18 protein-coding genes are annotated in these 18,813 nt (G+C 39.5%); 7 read left to right on the plus strand and 11 right to left on the minus strand.

Features of this window, described 5'->3' with window-relative positions; genetic code table 11:
• Positions 1-87 precede the first annotated feature (87 nt).
• A complete protein-coding gene (locus tag CWB78_RS08155) occupies positions 88-1,260 on the plus strand; it encodes a putative manganese transporter (RefSeq protein WP_138595007.1) in 1,173 nt (390 codons plus the stop codon).
• 58 nt (positions 1,261-1,318) lie between these two features.
• Here the strand turns inward: CWB78_RS08155 and CWB78_RS08160 are convergent, their stop codons facing one another.
• From CWB78_RS08160 to seqA, 7 genes are all read right to left on the minus strand, one after another.
• Positions 1,319-1,678, minus strand: coding sequence for a DUF805 domain-containing protein (locus CWB78_RS08160; RefSeq protein ID WP_010390103.1), 360 nt, complete (start codon positions 1,676-1,678; stop codon positions 1,319-1,321).
• A gap of 159 nt (positions 1,679-1,837) precedes the next feature.
• On the minus strand, positions 1,838-3,412 hold the full coding sequence (locus tag CWB78_RS08165; RefSeq protein WP_138595009.1) for a dihydrolipoyllysine-residue acetyltransferase: 1,575 nt from the start codon (positions 3,410-3,412) through the stop codon (positions 1,838-1,840).
• A gap of 8 nt (positions 3,413-3,420) precedes the next feature.
• Complete coding sequence (locus tag CWB78_RS08170; protein WP_010390106.1) at positions 3,421-4,398, minus strand: alpha-ketoacid dehydrogenase subunit beta; 978 nt, start codon at positions 4,396-4,398, stop codon at positions 3,421-3,423.
• Positions 4,398-5,612 (minus strand): thiamine pyrophosphate-dependent dehydrogenase E1 component subunit alpha, encoded by a 1,215-nt coding sequence (locus CWB78_RS08175; protein ID WP_008466734.1) that lies wholly within the window; start codon positions 5,610-5,612, stop codon positions 4,398-4,400. Before CWB78_RS08175 ends, CWB78_RS08170 begins: the two co-directional genes overlap by 1 nt.
• A gap of 265 nt (positions 5,613-5,877) precedes the next feature.
• Entirely contained in the window at positions 5,878-6,930 is a 1,053-nt protein-coding gene (gene astE, locus CWB78_RS08180; RefSeq protein ID WP_138595011.1) for a succinylglutamate desuccinylase, read from the minus strand.
• 82 nt (positions 6,931-7,012) lie between these two features.
• Positions 7,013-8,650, minus strand: a complete 1,638-nt coding sequence (pgm, locus tag CWB78_RS08185) for a phosphoglucomutase (alpha-D-glucose-1,6-bisphosphate-dependent) (RefSeq protein ID WP_109874605.1) — start codon at positions 8,648-8,650, stop codon at positions 7,013-7,015.
• 9 nt (positions 8,651-8,659) lie between these two features.
• A complete protein-coding gene (seqA, locus tag CWB78_RS08190; protein ID WP_131691075.1) occupies positions 8,660-9,244 on the minus strand; it encodes a replication initiation negative regulator SeqA in 585 nt (194 codons plus the stop codon).
• Between the two features lie 221 nt (positions 9,245-9,465).
• Between seqA and CWB78_RS08195 the strand changes: the two genes are divergently transcribed.
• The 5 genes from CWB78_RS08195 (at position 9,466) to fur (ending at position 11,997) form a co-directional block, all read left to right on the plus strand.
• A complete protein-coding gene (locus CWB78_RS08195) occupies positions 9,466-10,233 on the plus strand; it encodes an alpha/beta fold hydrolase (RefSeq protein WP_010390111.1) in 768 nt (255 codons plus the stop codon).
• A gap of 95 nt (positions 10,234-10,328) precedes the next feature.
• Positions 10,329-10,550, plus strand: coding sequence for a DUF2788 domain-containing protein (locus tag CWB78_RS08200; RefSeq protein WP_008113777.1), 222 nt, complete (start codon positions 10,329-10,331; stop codon positions 10,548-10,550).
• A gap of 2 nt (positions 10,551-10,552) precedes the next feature.
• Positions 10,553-10,831 (plus strand): LexA regulated protein, encoded by a 279-nt coding sequence (ybfE, locus tag CWB78_RS08205; RefSeq protein ID WP_008113775.1) that lies wholly within the window; start codon positions 10,553-10,555, stop codon positions 10,829-10,831.
• A gap of 13 nt (positions 10,832-10,844) precedes the next feature.
• Positions 10,845-11,372: a flavodoxin FldA gene (gene fldA / locus CWB78_RS08210; RefSeq protein ID WP_008113772.1), complete on the plus strand. Its 528-nt coding sequence runs from the start codon at positions 10,845-10,847 to the stop codon at positions 11,370-11,372.
• 181 nt (positions 11,373-11,553) lie between these two features.
• Positions 11,554-11,997 carry a ferric iron uptake transcriptional regulator gene (gene fur / locus CWB78_RS08215; RefSeq protein WP_010390113.1) on the plus strand — a complete coding sequence of 148 codons (444 nt, stop codon included), beginning with the start codon at positions 11,554-11,556 and terminating at the stop codon, positions 11,995-11,997.
• Between the two features lie 64 nt (positions 11,998-12,061).
• On the opposite strand, the gene glnS is transcribed toward fur, so the two are convergent.
• Positions 12,062-13,726 carry a glutamine--tRNA ligase gene (glnS, locus tag CWB78_RS08220; RefSeq protein ID WP_054200997.1) on the minus strand — a complete coding sequence of 555 codons (1,665 nt, stop codon included), beginning with the start codon at positions 13,724-13,726 and terminating at the stop codon, positions 12,062-12,064.
• Between the two features lie 216 nt (positions 13,727-13,942).
• Here glnS and CWB78_RS08225 point away from each other — a divergent pair, with 216 nt between their 5' ends.
• Positions 13,943-15,013 (plus strand): DUF3083 family protein, encoded by a 1,071-nt coding sequence (locus CWB78_RS08225; protein WP_138595013.1) that lies wholly within the window; start codon positions 13,943-13,945, stop codon positions 15,011-15,013.
• A gap of 66 nt (positions 15,014-15,079) precedes the next feature.
• On the opposite strand, the gene sucD is transcribed toward CWB78_RS08225, so the two are convergent.
• From sucD to odhB, 3 genes are all read right to left on the minus strand, one after another.
• Entirely contained in the window at positions 15,080-15,952 is an 873-nt protein-coding gene (gene sucD, locus CWB78_RS08230; protein WP_008464054.1) for a succinate--CoA ligase subunit alpha, read from the minus strand.
• Positions 15,952-17,118 (minus strand): ADP-forming succinate--CoA ligase subunit beta, encoded by a 1,167-nt coding sequence (gene sucC, locus CWB78_RS08235; RefSeq protein WP_008464053.1) that lies wholly within the window; start codon positions 17,116-17,118, stop codon positions 15,952-15,954. Before sucC ends, sucD begins: the two co-directional genes overlap by 1 nt.
• Before the next feature lie 176 nt (positions 17,119-17,294).
• On the minus strand, positions 17,295-18,812 hold the full coding sequence (gene odhB, locus CWB78_RS08240) for a 2-oxoglutarate dehydrogenase complex dihydrolipoyllysine-residue succinyltransferase (RefSeq protein ID WP_138595015.1): 1,518 nt from the start codon (positions 18,810-18,812) through the stop codon (positions 17,295-17,297).
• Position 18,813 lies beyond the last annotated feature (1 nt).

An 18,813-nucleotide genomic window follows, 5' to 3' on the forward strand; every position in this document is an offset into this window, starting at 1 on the left:
CGTTTTCAAGCAACCACCTAAATGATATTGATTATCATTTAATAAAATAGTACAGTGCGATCTAGTTTATTAATTAGGTCGTACTGTATGTTTTTAACAGAACATTTGGGAGTTATTTCGCCAGCTGCAAAACGTATTTTTCATCAAAATAAACGCCTAATTTTATCCCTGTTAATTTTAGTTTGTTTAGCCCTGCCCAGCTTACGCACTATAACAATCACTGCACTTAGTGATGCTTTTTTTCAAGTCAGTGTGTTTGTTGCTGCGACCCTATTTATTTACTACTACGCGATTGATCATTTACCCCAACTAGAGCTTCGTTATCTAAATGCTAAGTCTCCTGTATTAGAGGTCAGCTTTGCTGCTTTTTTAGGTATGCTGCCAGGGTGTGGTGGTGCAATTATTGTGGTTACCCAATTTACCAAGGGACAAGCAAGCTTTGGGGCTATTGTTGCGGTATTAACGGCTACAATGGGTGATGCCGCATTTTTATTATTAGCTACCCGCCCTACTGATGGGTTAACGATAATGGCAATAGGCTTAGTCGTTGGAACGCTAACAGGCTTACTGGTTAATAAACTACATAAAACGGGTTATTTATGCCCTACCAATCAAAAGCAAACACAGCCAGTGACTGTATTGCCAACCAAAATAATAAAGTTGAGCAAGCCTATTTGGTTAATGGCTATTATTCCTGGGTTACTTATTGCTTTTGTACTGGCGTTTAATATTGATTTAAGCCAATTTGGTAAGCACACAGTGACCGCAGTCAGTTTTTTTGGCGCATTAATGGCATTGTTTGTTGTGTTTATGTGGGCGCTATCATCAAAAGGTGAAAGCTATAAGGAAGTAACCTCAGAAGACGATGTATGCAGCCCGCCTTCAAAAATAACAAAAGTACTGCAAGATACTCATTTTGTAACTGCGTGGGTGGTTGCCTCCTTTGTGTTATTTGAACTATTGGTTACCGTGTTTGGCCTTGATTTAAAAACATGGTTTGTAAATTATGCCTATTTAGCGCCGTTAATTGCGGTATTAATTGGCTTCTTACCCGGTTGTGGACCGCAAATCATTGTCACCACTTTATACATTCAAGGTGTGATACCGTTTAGTGCTTTAGCAGCGAACGCCATCTCCAACGATGGCGATGCGCTTTTCCCTGCCATTGCTATGGCACCCAGAGCGGCCATTATTGCTACAATTTATACCGCCATACCGGCATTGATGGTTGGTTATGGACTGTATTACTTTGTAACTTAATTTTTTACATAAAAAAGCTCAGCAATGGCTGAGCTTAAAATGTTTACAAGTTACCTAATTAAGCAGTGTGTAGTTCAACTTCTTTAGGGTTAGCACCGTGATCGTTTTCACCTTCTTGCGAGTCTTGCGCTAGGAAGATAATCAAAATGATCCAGCCAATCACTGGCACTAGCCACAGTAATTGCCACCAACCTGAACGATTAGTATCGTGAAGACGGCGAGCACCCGCACTTAGTTGAGGAATCAATAAAGCCAAGCTATATATTGTGCTTACAAACATTGTGTTTGTAATACCATCTATAACACTTGTTAAAAGCGAAAAAATCAAATTAATTAACATAAACATCCAAAATGCTTTGCGGCGATTACGTCCTGAAAAATCTGCGTAGCTACGCAGTGCATTCATATAATGTTCCATAAAATTTCCTTAATGTTATTTTTTATATTCCCTAAAGGGCGTACAGTGTTACCTATTTGGTTACATTTGTATCTTAATTAATAATATAAATTTATTAAAGAAAAAAACCAGCTTTATGCTGGTTTTTTAAATAGTTTTTTAATAAATCATCAAAAAGAATTAGCGCATTGCCATCATCATTTTAGCTGGCTGCTCTAAGTATTCTTTCCATAAATTATTAAAGCGCGCTATCGTGCCGCCATCAATTACACGGTGATCACCTGACCAACTTACTTGCATAATCGCACGCGATTCCACTTGCCCTTGCTCGTTAAAGCGCGGAAGGTGCTGTAATTTACCTAGCGCAACAATCGCGACTTCAGGTTTATTAATGATTGGCGTTGCAATAGTGCCGCCAATTGCACCAATGTTAGAAATGCTAATAGTGCCACCTTTTAAATCATCAGGTGCAACTCGCCCTTCGCGAGCAGAATCAGTAAGCTGAGTTAAACTGTTAGCAACCTCTACAATACTTTTTGTTTGGCAAGCCTTAATGTTAGGCACTAATAAACCTACTTTAGAATCTACTGCAACCCCAATGTTATGATCGTCATAGTAAGTAATTTCGCTACAATCATCATTTACTTTTGAGTTAAGTACTGGGAATTGACTCATTGCCAACGATAACGCCTTAATAAAGAACGGCATCATAGTTAACTTAACACCCTGTGCTTTATATTGCTCTTTCAGATCAGCTCTAAGTGCAATTAAATCAGTTAAGTCAATTTCATCACTGTAGGTAAAGTGTGGAATAGTAGAAACCGACGCTACCATTTGTTTTGCCATGGCCGCTTTAATACCTTTAATCGCTTCTGTTCGCGTTCCACCTGTGCTCGCTGTATGTTCAGTACTGCTGGTTTTTTTACTCTCAGAAGCTTGTGGCTTGTTAAGCTCAGAAGTATCCATACCAGATGGCACTTCATTTTTTATAAATGCTTCAATATCTTGTTTATAAATACGACCATTTTTACCACTGCCTGGTACGCAAGTTAAATCTACATCAAGCTCTCGCGCTTTACGTCTAACCGCAGGTGAGGCAACTGCTTTTTCGTTAACAATCGCAGTTTGTGGTTGTGTTTGTTTAGCCGGTGAATCGGTAGTTGCATTGCTTTGTGCTTTTACGACCGCTTGATTAACATCAACATCTTCTTTTGCAGCTTGACCTGCTATGGTCATTTGAAACAACGGGCTATGTACTTTGGCAATTTCACCTTTTTGATAATATAGCTTTTGTACAGTACCGGTATATTTAGCCGGTATCTGTACCAACGCTTTATCAGTCATTACATCACAAACAGCTTGGTCTTCTTCAATCTCATCGCCTTCTGCTACTAACCACTCTACAATTTCACACTCAACAATACCTTCACCAATATCGGGTAAGATAAAATCTTCTAAGTGTTCACGAGTAGATGTTGGTGCAGATGATGTTTCAGTCTTTTCGCTGGGTGCTTCCCCGGCAACATCCATTGCAAATAACGGCGCATGCACTTTAGCAATATCGCCTTTTTTGCAATGTAGCTTAGTGATCACCCCATCGTGTACCGCAGGAATTTGCACTAAGGCCTTATCTGTCATCACATCACAAATAGGCTGATCTTCTTTTACTGTATCACCTTCTTGTACCAGCCATTCGACTACTTCGCATTCAACAATGCCTTCACCAATGTCGGGTAATATAAAATCTTTAGCCATGGAAACCCCTAAAAGTTCACTGATTGTTTAATTGCGGCCATTACTTTCAATGCATCTGGAACATATTCTTTTTCAAGCGCCAGCGGGTATGGTGTATCTAAACCACATACACGTAAAATAGGTGACTCTAAATGCAAGAAACACTCTTGAGCGATGGTTGCCGCAATTTCGGCGCCAAAACCATTGGTAATAGGCGCTTCATGACTAACAATAAGCCGGCCTGTTTTTGTCACTGACTTAGCAATCGTTTCAACATCCCATGGTAGAATACTGCGAAGGTCAATTACCTCACAGCTTATACCTTGTTCGCTGGCTTGTTTAGCAGCTGCTTCTACAATTTCCATTTGTGCCCCCCACGCCAATAAAGTAACGTCAGTGCCCTCTTGAACCACTTCGGCTTTGCCTAGTTCAATGCTGTAATCTTCTTCTGGCACTTCACCCGTAGATGCGCGATATAAGCGTTTTGGCTCAAAAAATAGCACTGGGTTATCGTCTTTAATACATGCGCGTAGTAAGCCTTTAGCTTGATAAGGATTACGCGGCACGACAATTTTTAACCCTGGCGTATGAGCAAAATATGCTTCTGGTGATTGCGAGTGATACAAACCACCAGCAATACCGCCACCGTAAGGTGTTCGTATTGTTAGATTACCTACGTTAAATTCATTACCGCTACGGTAGCGAAACTTAGCAGATTCATTCACAATTTGATCAAACGCAGGAAAGATGTAATCAGCAAATTGAATCTCAGCAAGCGCTGGTGCACCAAATGCGGCCAATCCGTTAGCAAAACCTAAAATGCCTTGCTCTGTAAGCGGCGTGTTGAATACTCGGTGCTTACCGTATTTTTCTTGTAAGCCTGATGTTGCTCTAAAAACACCGCCAAAATAACCCACGTCTTCACCAAAAATACACGCTTGAGGGTGCTCATTCATAGTGATATCTAAAGCAGAATTAATTGCATGTAGCATGTTCATTTTAGCCATTACTTAATTCTCCCTGCTGTTGTTGGGTAGGCATCAGGATGGGCTTTTATATGTGTTTTAAGCTCATCATATTGGCGTTGTAAAGATGGAATTGGTGTATCGTACACATCAGAAATCAGCTCTTCTAAGGCTGGTTTATCAATTACTTCAGCGCGTTTAAGTGCCGCCAAAATATCATCACGAATTGTTTCTTTCGCTTTTATATCTTCTGCGTCATCTAACCAGTTTTGTTTTACTAGCCATTTTCTAAAGCGCTCTATTGGGCACGCTTTATAGTTTGCTTCTTCATCTTTTGAACGGTAGCCACTAGGATCATCTGACGTTGAGTGCGCGCCTAAACGATAAGCTATCGATTCAATAAGTACAGGTTCACCTTGGGTTGCTGCAATTTCTCGGGCTTTTTTAGTTGCTGCATAAACAGCGAGTGCATCGCTGCCATCAACACGTATGGTTTTAATACCATACCCTACGCCACGCGATGCAATACCATCACCTTTAAATTGTTCATCAGCTGGGGTAGAAATAGCATAACCATTGTTACGTGCAAAAAAGATAACCGGTGCCTTGTGCACTGCAGCCATGTTAAGACCTGCGTGAAAATCACCTTCTGAAGCGGCACCTTCACCAAAATAACAAATGGTGACGTTATCAATAGTGCTTGCTAGTTCACCTGTTTTAGCATCGATATGTTTTACTTTTTGACCGTATGCATAACCGGTGGCCTGTGGGATTTGAGTTCCTAATGGCGATGAAATTGTCATGTAGTTAAGTGCTTTAGAACCATAATGGATCGGCATTTGACGGCCTTTACCAAGATCTAGTTCATTAGAAAACATCTGATTCATAAATTGGTCAAGCGTAAAACCACGGTAGTGCAACGCCGCTTGCTCACGGTATTGCGCCATAATCATATCATCTTGATCAAGGGCTGCCGCAGAGGCTGTTACCGCCGCTTCTTCACCTAAACACTGCATGTAAAAGCTAACACGGCCTTGGCGTTGAGCACCCTGCATGCGTTCATCCAATAAACGAATAAAACGCATGGTTTCGTATAATTTAATAGCGGTTTGTTTAGAAATGTCAGGTGCAGGAGCACTAGGATGAATGTCGCCGTCCTCAGTTAAAATACTAAGGGTTGGAATATTAAGCGCGTGACCGTCGATAAACTCAAGCTCATGGTTAATATTCAGCGATACGTTATTGGGATTACTCATAACCTACCTTCTCTTGTTGTCGGTATCACAGTGCCCCTTTAAATTATTATTATGGGTGATTGTTGCTGAATAAACTTTGCAACATCTGCACTGTATTTAATTAAAGCTGCCAACACTTTACGTTAACGTAAAGTGTTATTCAACAAAACTGTGACCAAACAAAAGTAAATATTGAGCAAAAAACTGGCAAGTTAACTATACATATAATTAACCACTTATTAATCAGTTGGTTAAACTTTCATAACAAGTGGTCTGATGTGTTGAATTAGCTAAAACGACTATCCACCTGCATAGGCACAACCGTTAATAGTGCACGTTGTCCAATAGCAACTTGTGCGTTAGGAAAAATAATCGCTTCCCCTTCTACGTCCGCATAAATTGCATTATCACCATCAGTTGCTAAAAGCTCACCCTTTGCAAAGCCTGTAAAGTTCTCGGCATCATCAGAAAACGGGAAGCTAAAGTTTTGCTCTGTGCGGTTAATTGTGCGATGAACAGAAAACAACTCAAAGTCACTTGCATTAAATTTAGAGTATTCCACTTCTTTTTGACTAATTAATGCAGTTAATGTTTGCTTGGTTTTTGCAAAGCGCGACATGTCGTTTTCACCAAAGGGTTTTACTTGCCCAAGCTCAACGGTAAACGAATCAGCCCCATGCACAAACGATGAATAGTAGCTAAACGTGGTAGCGGGTGATTTCATCATTAATACCGTATTAACTCCGCAACTCAATAAAAACTGCAGTTGCGACTTTTTCCACGGCTTGCCATGTAAAAATGGGTAAACAGCAAACTTCTCATTTTTTGAGCCACGAATAGCGGTATGTAAATCATAATGACAGCGATATGTGCCCTGCTCTGAGCGTGCATAAAAATCGCTAACGTACTGTTCAAGTTTTGCAGCACGAACACGTTCGTCGTTCATCGCGATACCATCAATAGTGTGGTGCCCATTAAATAAGCGATTTAAGTTCTCTTCTACAAAGCGTTTACCAATATTAATTGACTGAGGGTTACCAAAAATAAATAAAACCCGTTGTTGTAATTCAAGTTTTCCACTAATAATGTGTTTAATCAGTTCATCGCAAATTTCTATTGGGGCTGTCTCATTGCCATGAATTGCACTTGAAAGCACCACATTCTTGGACGTTATACAATCAGGCTCAAATTCAATTACACCGGTATCATGCACGGTTACTTGCGTATTATTATTAAGAGTAAATTGGCCTGCATCCAAATGCCATTCATGGTTTCGAGAAAGCGTTAAAAAATCACCATCATGTTTTAATTGATTAATATATTCTGAAGTGGCTGACATCACTATAAAGCCCTTTTTGTTTTATAAATTGTAGATACAAAAACGGCTGAATAAATCAGCCGTTTTTAATTTTAATTGCAGATTAGCTAATTACTGAATCAACCAGTTTTTTAGCTTCTTTTTCTAATAAGGCTAAATGCTCTTCGCCTTTAAATGATTCTAGATATATTTTATATATATCTTCAGTACCTGACGGACGCGCTGCAAACCAGCCACTTTCAGTTACTACTTTTAATCCACCAATTGCTGCATTATTACCTGGCGCATGAGTAAGCTTTTGCATAATTGGCTCACCGGCTAAGGTATCGGCTTTAACATCGTCAGCACTGAGCGCTTTTAAACGTGATTTTTGCTCAGGCGTCGCTGGCGCATCTAAACGTTTATAAATTGGTGCACCAAATTCTTGCTCTAGTTCTTTATATAACGTAGACGGTGTTTTACCTGTAACTGCAAGAATTTCAGCAGCAAGTAGCCCCATGATAAAGCCATCTTTGTCTGTACACCATACGGTGCCATCAAAACGTAAGAAGGCTGCCCCAGCGCTTTCTTCACCACCAAAAGCCAACTTGCCTTTATTTAACCCCTCAACAAACCATTTAAAACCAACAGGTACTTCTTTTACTTTACGCTTATTACGCTCAGTGACTTTATCAATCATTGAGCTAGAAACGAGGGTTTTACCAATTTCGACGCTGGCATCCCAGTCACGATGCGTTAGTAAGTAATCAATGGCTACTGCTAAAAAGTGATTTGGATTCATTAATCCATCAGGTGTTACTATGCCATGACGGTCATAATCAGGGTCATTGCCTATCGATAGATCAAAATCATCTTTAAGGGCAATTAAATTCGCCATTGAATAAGGTGATGAGCAATCCATACGAATTTTGCCATCTTTATCAAGTGGCATAAATGCAAAACGCGGATCAACACTGTCATTTACAACGGTTAAATCTAGATTGTATTTTTTCGCAATCACTGGCCAAAAGTTGATGCCTGAACCACCTAATGGATCAATACCTACTTTAATACCAGCATCACTAATCGCTTTTAAGTTAACAATGTTTTCAAGATCATTAATGTACGGTGTCATTAAATCTTCATAGCGGATAAAACCAGAACGCGACGCTTTAGCAAATGGAAACAGTTCTACTTCAACTAAGTCTTCCATTAAAAGCTGATTGGCTCTATCTTCAATCCATTTTGTTACATCTGTATCTGCAGGACCGCCGTTAGGTGGGTTGTATTTAAAACCTCCATCTTCTGGTGGATTATGAGACGGAGTAACAACAATGCCATCGGCTAATTCATTCGGGTGGTTTTTATTGTAGCTAACAATAGCGTGACTAATTACCGGTGTTGGTGTGAAGTCGCCATTTTCTTGGGTGATCACTTGCACTTCGTTAGCAACCAGCACTTCTATCGCTGAGTTAAAGGCCGCTTCGCTTAATGCGTGGGTGTCTTTACCCAAAAATAATGGGCCAAATATATCGTTTTGCTTTCTGTAATCACAAATAGCTTGGGTGATTGATAATATGTGGGATTCATTAAATTTCACATCATACGCACAACCACGATGCCCTGAGGTGCCAAAGGCAACACAATGCTCAGGGTTTTGCTCTAGATCAGGCTCATTTAAATAATACGCAGACACTAACTTTGGTACATTCACTAAAACCGATTGTGGTGCAGTTTTCCCTGCGCCGGAATGAATTGCCATGGTATTTCCTTAAAGATAATCACGAATTTTTTCAGCTTGCTCATTGCTATAGCCTAAGCTAAGTGCAACTTCATGCAGCATCATTTTTTTACGTGTAGTATTCGAATTGGTCATCACCCAATATTCACTGTCGGTGATGTTTTTAGGGTTCATACTACTGCCGCTATTGACTAAGTCTTCTTTACTGGTCGCAAAATAAACACGATCGCGGCCTTTGATATCAAGCACTGCTGAAAAGTCAGTTTTGTGCGTTCGGTAAAATGCACTTAATATAAATAAGAAACGACCAACAACACCTTTTTGCATTGCCAGTTCTTCTTTATTTAAAATATTAAATACGTTTGCATTCTTTTTATTTACTGGCGCTTTCGCCACAGAGGCTGGCTGTTCAACTACAGCTACTTGTTGTTCTTCAGATGAATTAGACACACTAACGGTTTCATTTTTATGATCAGTGTCTGATTTTGTGGTGTGAATTTTTTCGCCGCTGAGATTTAATAAACGACGTAAAATAGTCGATGCACTTTCACCAATACTCTGGGTATTGCTAGCAATGTACTGATATAACTCGTCGTCTATGTCGATTTGTTTCATGTTCTTCCTGTCATTACGGGTCACATTTTTCTTTCGATATGATTATACCCAATCCAGTTAGAAATGCGAGTTACAACCCACGCTACCCTAAACATATAATTAATAATGACCAAATAATCAGAGAGCTAGGTATTTTGCATCCAGCGTTTAAATAATATCTGTATTTTTTGCTTTTTTAGTTAATGCTCGGCAAACTATGCGCAAAATTATGGGAGACGTTTATGCAATTAAATTACAAACAAATTGGTCAAGGTCCTGATGTTGTTTTGATCCATGGACTGTTTGGCTCTTTAGAAAACCTTAATGTGATTGCAAAACCATTAAGTGAACACTTTTGCGTAACCAATGTCGATTTACGTAACCACGGCCTTTCCCCACACAGTGATGAAATGGATTACCTAGCCATGGCCAATGACATTGTGGAATTAATGGCGAAATTGAAAATACAAAAAGCCCACCTTGTAGGGCATTCCATGGGCGGTAAAGTGGCAATGCAAGTTGCATTAACCCATAGCGAATTGGTCAATAAATTAGTGGTACTTGATATCGCCCCAGTTAGCTACCCGGCTCGTCATACCCAAATCATTGAGGCATTAAATGCAGTAAAAAATGCCGATATTAGTGATAGAAAGCAAGCTGATTTAGTAATGCAACCGTATATAGAAGAGTTAGGAGTACGTCAGTTTTTATTGAAGAGTTTATATAAAAATGATGCAGGGAAATTTGTATGGCGATTCAATTTATCAGTGCTTGATAATAAATATTCAACAATTACCGACAACATTAATGCAAATAATTCTTGTTTATGCGAAACTCTGTTTATTAAAGGTAATGACTCTGACTACATATTAGCTGAGCACCGTGAAGCAATTAATTCGCTGTTTAAAAATGTAAGTGCAAAAATCATCCATGGTGCGGGTCATTGGTTGCATGCCCAAAAACCACAGGCTGTAAACAAAGCAATCAATGATTTTTTAACTGCAGTTTAATGTTATTTTTGTGGCGTGTTTTTGATTTATCACACTAAATAATTAAAGATTTATGTGCTATAGTACGCGCCGTTTAATTTAAAGGTTATACGTCGATGGTCAGTCAGTTTATTAACGAATTTGATACCTTAGGGTTGTATTTTGGCTTAGCAGGTATTTTTATTTTTATCGGCTTGGCAATTAAAGACGTACTGAAAAGCGGCAATGTGCCTAAATTTGGTCGTTATATTGTGTGGCTGGTACTTTTTTTAGGTTGTTCTGGCTTTATTGCCAAAGGACTTATTCAGGTATTTTGGCAAGGTGCGGGTGTAGGTTAAGCATGGCCAAGTCAGAAACAGATAGAACAACGCTTGATTTATTTGAATACGAGAAACGTCCAGGTAGACCAAAAACCAATCCCCTTCCACGGGATATGCAGTTAAAGGTCAATAAACGTAATCAAATAAAAAGAGATAAAGCACGTGGCTTAAAGCGTGTTGAATTTAAAGTTTCGTCACAGCTGTATCAGGCTTTGAGTGATATGGCAGATGCACAAAATATTAGCCGTAGTGCGTTGATCGAAACAATTTTACAAGAAAGATTGGCTATTGATAGATAAAAGGTTTAAATCCATGGCAAGTGTAGGCATTTTTTTCGGAAGTGACACAGGTAACACAGAACACGTAGCAAAAATGATCCAAAAAGAATTGGGTAAAAAGCTCGTTGCTGTGCATGACATTGCAAAAAGCTCTAAAGAAGAGATTGCTGAATTTGATCTGATCTTATTCGGTATTCCAACTTGGTACTATGGCGAAGCGCAGTGTGATTGGGATGACTTTTTTCCTGAGCTTGAAGAAGTAAGCTTTGAAGGTAAGCTAGTAGCTATTTTTGGCTGTGGTGACCAAGAAGACTATGCAGAATACTTCTTAGACGCTATGGGTATGATCAACGATATCGTAACAGAGCGTGGTGCTATTGTTGTTGGACATTGGCCAACAGACAGCTATGATTTTGAAGCATCAAAAGGTATGGCGGATGACAAGCATTTCGTTGGCTTAGGTATTGATGAAGACCGTCAGCCGGAACTAACAGAGCAACGCGTTAAACAATGGTGTGCTCAAGTATATGATGAAATGTGCTTAAGTGAGTTAGCAGATTAATCCCCCCTTTTTATGCTAACTGTTTAAAATATTATCAAACAGTTAGCATTTTCCGCGTTAATATTGATATAGATCAATTGTTCTTTGCACTTCCTGCAAAGGCACGTTATCCTAACTGTTATTGTGACGAGTACATCTTGCAAGATGTCTAGTATAACTAAATAAAATTGAGACAGATTTAATGACTGATCATAACTTGGAACTTAAAAAAGCCGGGCTAAAGGTAACTTTACCGCGTATTAAAATTTTAGAGATTCTTCAATCTCCAGATAACCAACACATAAGCGCTGAAGATGTTTACAAGGTTTTATTAGATCTAGGCGAAGAAATTGGTCTTGCGACTGTTTACCGTGTTTTAAATCAATTTGATGATGCGGGTATTGTTAGCCGTCATCATTTTGAAGGTGGCAAGTCTGTATTTGAACTTTCTGGCAGTACTCACCATGACCACTTAGTGTGTTTAAAGTGTGGCAAGGTTGTTGAGTTTGAAGATGACTTAATTGAACGTCGTCAACTCGAGATTGCTGAAGAAAACGGTATTAAGCTAACTAACCACTCTCTTTACCTATACGGTGAGTGTGAAGATAAAGACGCATGTAAGGCGTTTGCACAAAACAACAGTTAATTTTATTAATTGCATAAAAAAACCTGCTAAAAGCAGGTTTTTTTGTGTCTAAAATAGAACAGAATTACTTCTGATCTATTTTAGCCCATGAGTCGCGCAGACCCACAGTTTGGTTAAATACCACATTCTCAGATTTACTATCACGAGAGAAGTAACCAGTACGCTCAAACTGGAAACCTTGCGCAGGCTGTGAATTTGCCAGTGAAGGTTCTAGTTTTGCATTATTAATAACAACTAACGACTCTGGGTTTAATGTGCTTTCAAAATCTTCTGCTGCTGCAGGATTAGGAACACTGAATAAACGGTCATATAAACGTACTTCCGCCGTCACTGACTCAGGTGCTGACACCCAATGAATAACCCCTTTTACCTTACGCCCATCGCTTGGGTTTTTACCTAATGTTTCAGGATCGTAAGTACAGTAAATAGTGGTAATTTCACCGTTATCGTCTTTTTCAACACGCTCTGCTTTAATTACATAAGCGCCACGTAAGCGTACTTCTTTATCAAGTACTAAACGTTTGAACTTATTGTTTGCTTCTTCGCGGAAATCTTCACGTTCAATAAAAATTTCACGGGTAAAAGGCACATCACGACGACCCATTTCTTCTTTATTTGGGTGATTAGCAACTGACAATGTTTCAACAGTGTCGGCTTCATAATTCTCAATCACGATTTTAACCGGATCAAGTACAGCCATCGCACGCGGTGCATTTTCGTTTAAATCATCACGGATACACGCTTCAAGCATACCCATTTCAACCATATTTTCTTGTTTAGTAATACCAATACGTAAGCAAAATTCACGAATTGAAGCCGGTGTATAACCACGACGACGAAGACCCGCAATTGTTGGCATACGCGGGTCATCCCACCCTTCTACCTTATTATTTACCACTAAGTCATTAAGCTTACGCTTTGACATAATTGTGTATTCAAGGTTTAACCGTGAAAATTCAATTTGCTGTGGGTGGCACTCAAGGCTGATATTATCAAGTACCCAGTCGTAAAGACGGCGGTTATCTTGGAATTCTAAGGTACATAATGAATGTGTTATACCTTCTAGTGCATCAGAAATACAATGCGTGAAGTCGTACATTGGGTAAATGCACCATTTATCCGCAGTTTGGTGATGATGAGCAAAGCGAACACGGTAAATAATTGGATCGCGTAGCACCATAAATGAGCTTGCCATATCAATTTTTGCGCGCAGTACACATTCGCCCTCTTTGAATTCACCATTGCGCATCTTTTCAAATAATGCGAGGTTTTCTTCAACCGAGGTATCGCGATAAGGGCTATTCTTACCTGGCTCTTTTAATGTGCCACGGTATTCACGCGCTTGATCGGCAGTTAAAAAACACACATACGCTAAACCTTTTTCAATTAACTCAACTGCATAGCCGTAAAGCACATCAAAATAGTTTGACGAATATTTAATCTCACCATCCCAATTAAACCCTAACCACTGTACGTCTTCTTTAATTGAATTAACGTAGTTAATATCTTCTTTTTCTGGGTTTGTATCGTCAAAACGAAGGTTACATAAACCGTTATAGTCTTTGGCGATACCAAAATTTAGGCAAATTGATTTTGCATGGCCAATATGTAAAAAGCCATTTGGTTCTGGTGGAAAACGGGTATGCGTTGTGGCATGTTTTCCACTTGCTAAATCTTCATCAATTCGGGTTCTAATAAAGTTACTTGGGCGATTCTCGATTTCCGCCATAGGAGTATAAACCTCTGTATATTGCGTGATAACAAAACTAATGCATTATTACAAAAACCAAGCGTAACATACAGTAATAGATACGGGTTTATGCTGGTAATTAACAAAGTTTGTTTAATAAGGGATAGTTTATGAACAAAATTTGTTTTAGCGCAATATTTAAGTCATCAAAGCATTCTATAGTATAAAAATAAACCCAACTTACAGGAACGAAAGATGGCTTCATTAAATCAACACCGTGTTTATATCCCAAGCAATGCTAGAGCAAACCATTATTTATTAGCTGAAATCACGCCAAACGATGAGTTTTATAAGAGCTTTAGTAATATTAATGCGTGTTATCAGCGTATTGCTCGCCAACTATTTGCCGCTTGTGATGAATATGAACTTCACAATGTGCATTTACTCGCCAATGATAAACTGCCGGTCGTGCGATTTCATGATGAGTCTTATCAACTTGAAACCGATAAGCAAATGTTGTTTTTCTATAACCCTCGTTACCATGAAGCACATAAACTTCATTACACCGAAGATCAGCAAAGCAAAAAGATTCGCTTACTGTTTTTAGCCACTGGGGATGATATTCGCGCTCACTCCGCCCAATTTCATAATAATGTACAAAAAGTATTGGATCTTTTACAACAGCAATTATTTGTAGAGCAACCAAGCTTTAAATTACGTGATCATCAGCATTTGACCTATGATTTATTCGCTAAAGAAAAAGGCAATAAAGAAAGTTATGGTTATAAATTAAGAAGTTTATATCCTCGTTATCAATCAAGACAATGCGAGATACCAAGCACACACGCAGAAATGACCTATGTCACTTTTTCGATACCGATAACTCGTAATATTAAAACGCAGTTTCAAAGTGAGGTTAACAGCCAAACTTATCAGCCGTTCTACACCCACTTTTCAAAACTATTTACCCAGTTATGTGAAGACAATAAACTCACCCACGCTGCAATGGTTGCTAATGGCGCAATGCCAATAATACGCAACAGCCAAGTCGATAGAAATGAAGGAAATGAAGAGCTACAAAAAATTAGTTTTGATATAGAAGATTCAACCCCACAAATAAAAGTATTTTTTGAAGCCGATAAATTAGTCGAAACACTGCATTTTGTCATTGTTGCAGCTGAGCATAATAAACATGAAATTGGCTATGGTCGTTTTATGAATCAAGTTGAAAAAGCCATACATGGCTTATGTGAGGAGTTAGCAATTAATAAGCAACGCCAAGATTTATCTGTGCGCTTTTTTCAGCATATAAGTTACCCATATTAATTAATCTGAACTCTAGATAACAAAAAGGCTCGCAATTGCGAGCCTTTTTTAAAGAATAAACGCTGATTACCAGCCTGTTTTTTCTTTTAGTGCTTTACCGATTTCAGCAAGTGAACGTACAGTTTTTACGCCCGCAGCTTCTAATGCAGCAAATTTCTCATCAGCAGTACCTTTACCACCAGCGATGATTGCGCCAGCGTGACCCATACGCTTACCTTCTGGTGCAGTAACACCAGCAATGTAAGAAACAACAGGTTTAGTAACGTTAGCTTTGATGTACTCTGCAGCTTCTTCTTCTGCAGTACCACCAATTTCACCAATCATTACGATTGCTTCAGTTTGTGGATCTTTTTCGAACAATTCTAGAACGTCGATAAAGTTAGTACCAGGAATTGGATCACCACCAATACCAACACAAGAAGACTGACCAAAACCAGCATCTGTAGTTTGCTTAACTGCTTCGTACGTTAACGTACCAGAACGAGAAACAATACCTACTTTACCAGGCTTGTGGATGTGACCAGGCATGATACCAATCTTAGTCTCACCAGGAGTGATAACACCTGGACAGTTTGGACCAATCATACGAGTACCTGTTTGATCTAGTTTAACTTTAACGTCAACCATATCAAGTGTAGGAATACCTTCAGTGATACAAACAATCAGCTCGATACCTGCATCGATAGCTTCTAAGATTGCATCTTTACAGAAAGGTGCTGGTACGTAAATCACAGATGCAGTTGCACCTGTTGCTTCTACTGCGTCACGTACTGTGTTAAATACTGGAAGACCAAGGTGCGTTTGACCGCCTTTACCTGGGCTTACACCACCAACCATTTGTGTACCGTACTCAAGCGCTTGCTCTGAGTGGAAAGTACCTTGACCACCAGTGAAACCTTGACAGATAACTTTTGTATCTTTATTGATTAATACAGACATTATTTGCCCTCCGCAGCAGCAACAACTTTTTCAGCCGCGTCTGTTAATGATTCAGCAGCGATGATGTTAAGATCAGACTTAGCAAGTACTTCACGGCCTAATTCAGCATTAGTACCTTCTAAACGTACAACTACTGGAACTGTTACACCTACTTCTTTAACTGCGCCAATGATGCCTTCAGCAATCATGTCACAACGAACGATTCCGCCGAAGATGTTAACTAAAACAGCTTTAACGTTGTCATCTGAAAGGATGATTTTGAATGCTTCAGAAACACGTTCTTTAGTCGCGCCGCCACCAACATCTAGGAAGTTAGCTGGCTTGCCACCGTGTAGGTTTACGATGTCCATAGTACCCATTGCTAGGCCTGCACCGTTAACCATACAACCTACGTTACCATCTAGGGCTACGTAGTTAAGCTCGAAGCTTGCTGCGTGAGCTTCACGTGCATCTTCTTGAGATGGATCGTGCATTTCACGGATTTTAGGTTGACGGTAAAGTGCATTACCATCGATACCAATTTTACCATCTAGACAGTGAAGGTTACCTTCATCTGTGATTACTAGTGGGTTGATTTCAAGTAATGCGAAATCGAAATCGTTGAACATGTTGCCAAGACCCATAAAGATCTTAACGAACTGTTTCATTTGTGTTGGGTTAAGACCCAATTTAAAACCAAGCTCACGAGCTTGGTAAGCTTGAGGACCTACTAAAGGATCAATCTCAGCTTTGTGGATAAGTTCTGGTGTTTCTTCAGCAACAGTTTCAATTTCAACGCCGCCTTCAGTAGACGCCATGAACACAACTTTACGAGAAGCACGGTCAACAACAGCACCTAGGTACAGTTCGTTTGCGATATCTGTACAGCTTTCTACTAAAATTTTAGCAACTGGCTGGCCTTTCTCGTCTGTTTGGTAAGTAACTAGGTTTTTACCTAACCAGTTAGCTGCAAACGCTTTAACTTCGTCGATAGTTTTAACTAGCTTTACACCGCCAGCTTTACCACGTCCACCTGCGTGAACCTGAGTTTTAACAACCCACATATCGCCGCCAATTTTTTCAGCAGCTGCTGCAGCTTCTTCAGGTGTATCGCAAGCGAAACCTTGAGAAACTGGTAAACCATATTCGGCAAAAAGTTGTTTTGCCTGATACTCATGCAAATTCATGATGCTTTATCCAATTTTTTATATTAAAAGAGCTGAATATTTATGCAAATAAACAACTATCCCAAATTGCGTGCCTAGTATAGATCTCATGGCGCTACATGAAAACCCCAGTATGACCTTAGGCGCAAAAAAAAAGCTGTGATTTTAACTCACAGCTTATATTTCATACTACTTAATTAAACATCTAGCAGTAAACGTGTTGGATCTTCAAGTAACTCTTTAATTGTTACTAAGAAACCAACTGATTCTTTACCATCGATTTGGCGATGATCGTAAGATAACGCTAAATACATCATAGGTAAGATTTCAACTTTACCATTAACAGCCATTGGACGATCTTGGATTTTGTGCATTCCTAAGATTGAAGACTGCGGTAAGTTAATGATTGGTGTTGATAGTAATGAGCCGAATACACCACCGTTAGTAATAGTGAAATTACCGCCAGTCATATCGTCAAGTGTTAGCTTGCCATCACGACCTTTAAGAGCTAGCTCACGAATACCTTTTTCGATTTCTGCAACTGATAATTTGTCACAATCTTTAAGTACTGGTGTTACCAAGCCACGTGGCGTAGATACAGCAATACTGATGTCGAAATAGTTGTGATAAACAATATCATCGCCATCAATTGATGCATTTACATCTGGGAAACGCTTTAACGCTTCAGTTACCGCTTTAACGTAGAAAGACATGAAACCTAAACGGATACCGTGACGCTTTTCAAATACTTCTTGGTACTGCTTACGAAGATCCATTATTGGCTTCATATTAACTTCGTTAAACGTGGTTAACATTGCAGTTGAGTTTTTCGCTTCAAGAAGACGATTAGCAATCGTTTTACGTAAACGTGTCATAGGCACACGTTTTTGAGTACGGTCACCCATTGGTGTTGCTGGTGCTGCTTCTGCTTTTGCTGCTGGAGCAGGTGCTTTTAAGAATTGATCAACATCTTCTTTAGTCACACGGCCATTTTTACCTGAACCTTTGATTTTTGAAGCATCAAGGCCTTTCTCAGCAATTAAACGACGAACTGATGGCGTTAGCACATCTGAACTATCGCTTGAGCTTTCTTCTTTGGCTGTTGGTGCATCCGCTTTAGCTTCAGATTTAGCTGGTGCAGCGCCTGCTTTTACCTTGCCAATTACTTGCTCACCAAGAACGGTATCGCCTTCGTCATGGATTATTTCACCCATAACGCCGTCTTCTTGGGCAACAACTTCAAGTACAACTTTATCTGTTTCAATATCTACCAAGTTTTGGTCGCGAGTTACCGCGTCACCTGGTTGAACATGCCAAGTAGCAATTGTTGCATCTGCAACTGATTCTGGAAGTACAGGTACTTTAATATCCACTTCTTTACCTTCTGATGCTGGTGCTGATTGCGCCGCAGGCGCGTCTTCTGATTTATCTGATGCTGAGTCATCTTCTTTTGACTCTTTAGTTGCCGGTGCTTCATCTGCATCGCCAATTAAACCGATCACTTGGTCGCCAAGTACCGTAGCACCCTCTTCTTGTGAAATTTCAGTGATTACACCATCATTTTGTGCAACCACTTCTAAAACCACTTTGTCTGTTTCAATATCTACTAAGTTTTGGTCACGGCTTACTTTGTCGCCAACACTTACATGCCATGTAGCAACGGAAGCATCTGCAACCGACTCAGGAAGAACAGGAACTTTAATCTCTGTGCTCATT

Source organism: Pseudoalteromonas sp. S1612 (assembly GCF_005887175.1).
GTDB lineage: Bacteria > Pseudomonadota > Gammaproteobacteria > Enterobacterales > Alteromonadaceae > Pseudoalteromonas > Pseudoalteromonas undina.

Bases quoted from the DNA above. Each gene is read 5' to 3' on its own strand.
- CWB78_RS08155 (WP_138595007.1), top strand. From the start codon at position 88: ATGTTTTTAACAGAACATTTGGGAGTTATTTCGCCAGCTGCAAAACGT.
- CWB78_RS08160 (WP_010390103.1), bottom strand. From the start codon at position 1,678: ATGGAACATTATATGAATGCACTGCGTAGCTACGCAGATTTTTCAGGA.
- CWB78_RS08165 (WP_138595009.1), bottom strand. From the start codon at position 3,412: ATGGCTAAAGATTTTATATTACCCGACATTGGTGAAGGCATTGTTGAA.
- CWB78_RS08170 (WP_010390106.1), bottom strand. From the start codon at position 4,398: ATGGCTAAAATGAACATGCTACATGCAATTAATTCTGCTTTAGATATC.
- CWB78_RS08175 (WP_008466734.1), bottom strand. From the start codon at position 5,612: ATGAGTAATCCCAATAACGTATCGCTGAATATTAACCATGAGCTTGAG.
- astE (WP_138595011.1), bottom strand. From the start codon at position 6,930: ATGTCAGCCACTTCAGAATATATTAATCAATTAAAACATGATGGTGAT.
- pgm (WP_109874605.1), bottom strand. From the start codon at position 8,650: ATGGCAATTCATTCCGGCGCAGGGAAAACTGCACCACAATCGGTTTTA.
- seqA (WP_131691075.1), bottom strand. From the start codon at position 9,244: ATGAAACAAATCGACATAGACGACGAGTTATATCAGTACATTGCTAGC.
- CWB78_RS08195 (WP_010390111.1), top strand. From the start codon at position 9,466: ATGCAATTAAATTACAAACAAATTGGTCAAGGTCCTGATGTTGTTTTG.
- CWB78_RS08200 (WP_008113777.1), top strand. From the start codon at position 10,329: ATGGTCAGTCAGTTTATTAACGAATTTGATACCTTAGGGTTGTATTTT.
- ybfE (WP_008113775.1), top strand. From the start codon at position 10,553: ATGGCCAAGTCAGAAACAGATAGAACAACGCTTGATTTATTTGAATAC.
- fldA (WP_008113772.1), top strand. From the start codon at position 10,845: ATGGCAAGTGTAGGCATTTTTTTCGGAAGTGACACAGGTAACACAGAA.
- fur (WP_010390113.1), top strand. From the start codon at position 11,554: ATGACTGATCATAACTTGGAACTTAAAAAAGCCGGGCTAAAGGTAACT.
- glnS (WP_054200997.1), bottom strand. From the start codon at position 13,726: ATGGCGGAAATCGAGAATCGCCCAAGTAACTTTATTAGAACCCGAATT.
- CWB78_RS08225 (WP_138595013.1), top strand. From the start codon at position 13,943: ATGGCTTCATTAAATCAACACCGTGTTTATATCCCAAGCAATGCTAGA.
- sucD (WP_008464054.1), bottom strand. From the start codon at position 15,952: ATGTCTGTATTAATCAATAAAGATACAAAAGTTATCTGTCAAGGTTTC.
- sucC (WP_008464053.1), bottom strand. From the start codon at position 17,118: ATGAATTTGCATGAGTATCAGGCAAAACAACTTTTTGCCGAATATGGT.
- odhB (WP_138595015.1), bottom strand. From the start codon at position 18,812: ATGAGCACAGAGATTAAAGTTCCTGTTCTTCCTGAGTCGGTTGCAGAT.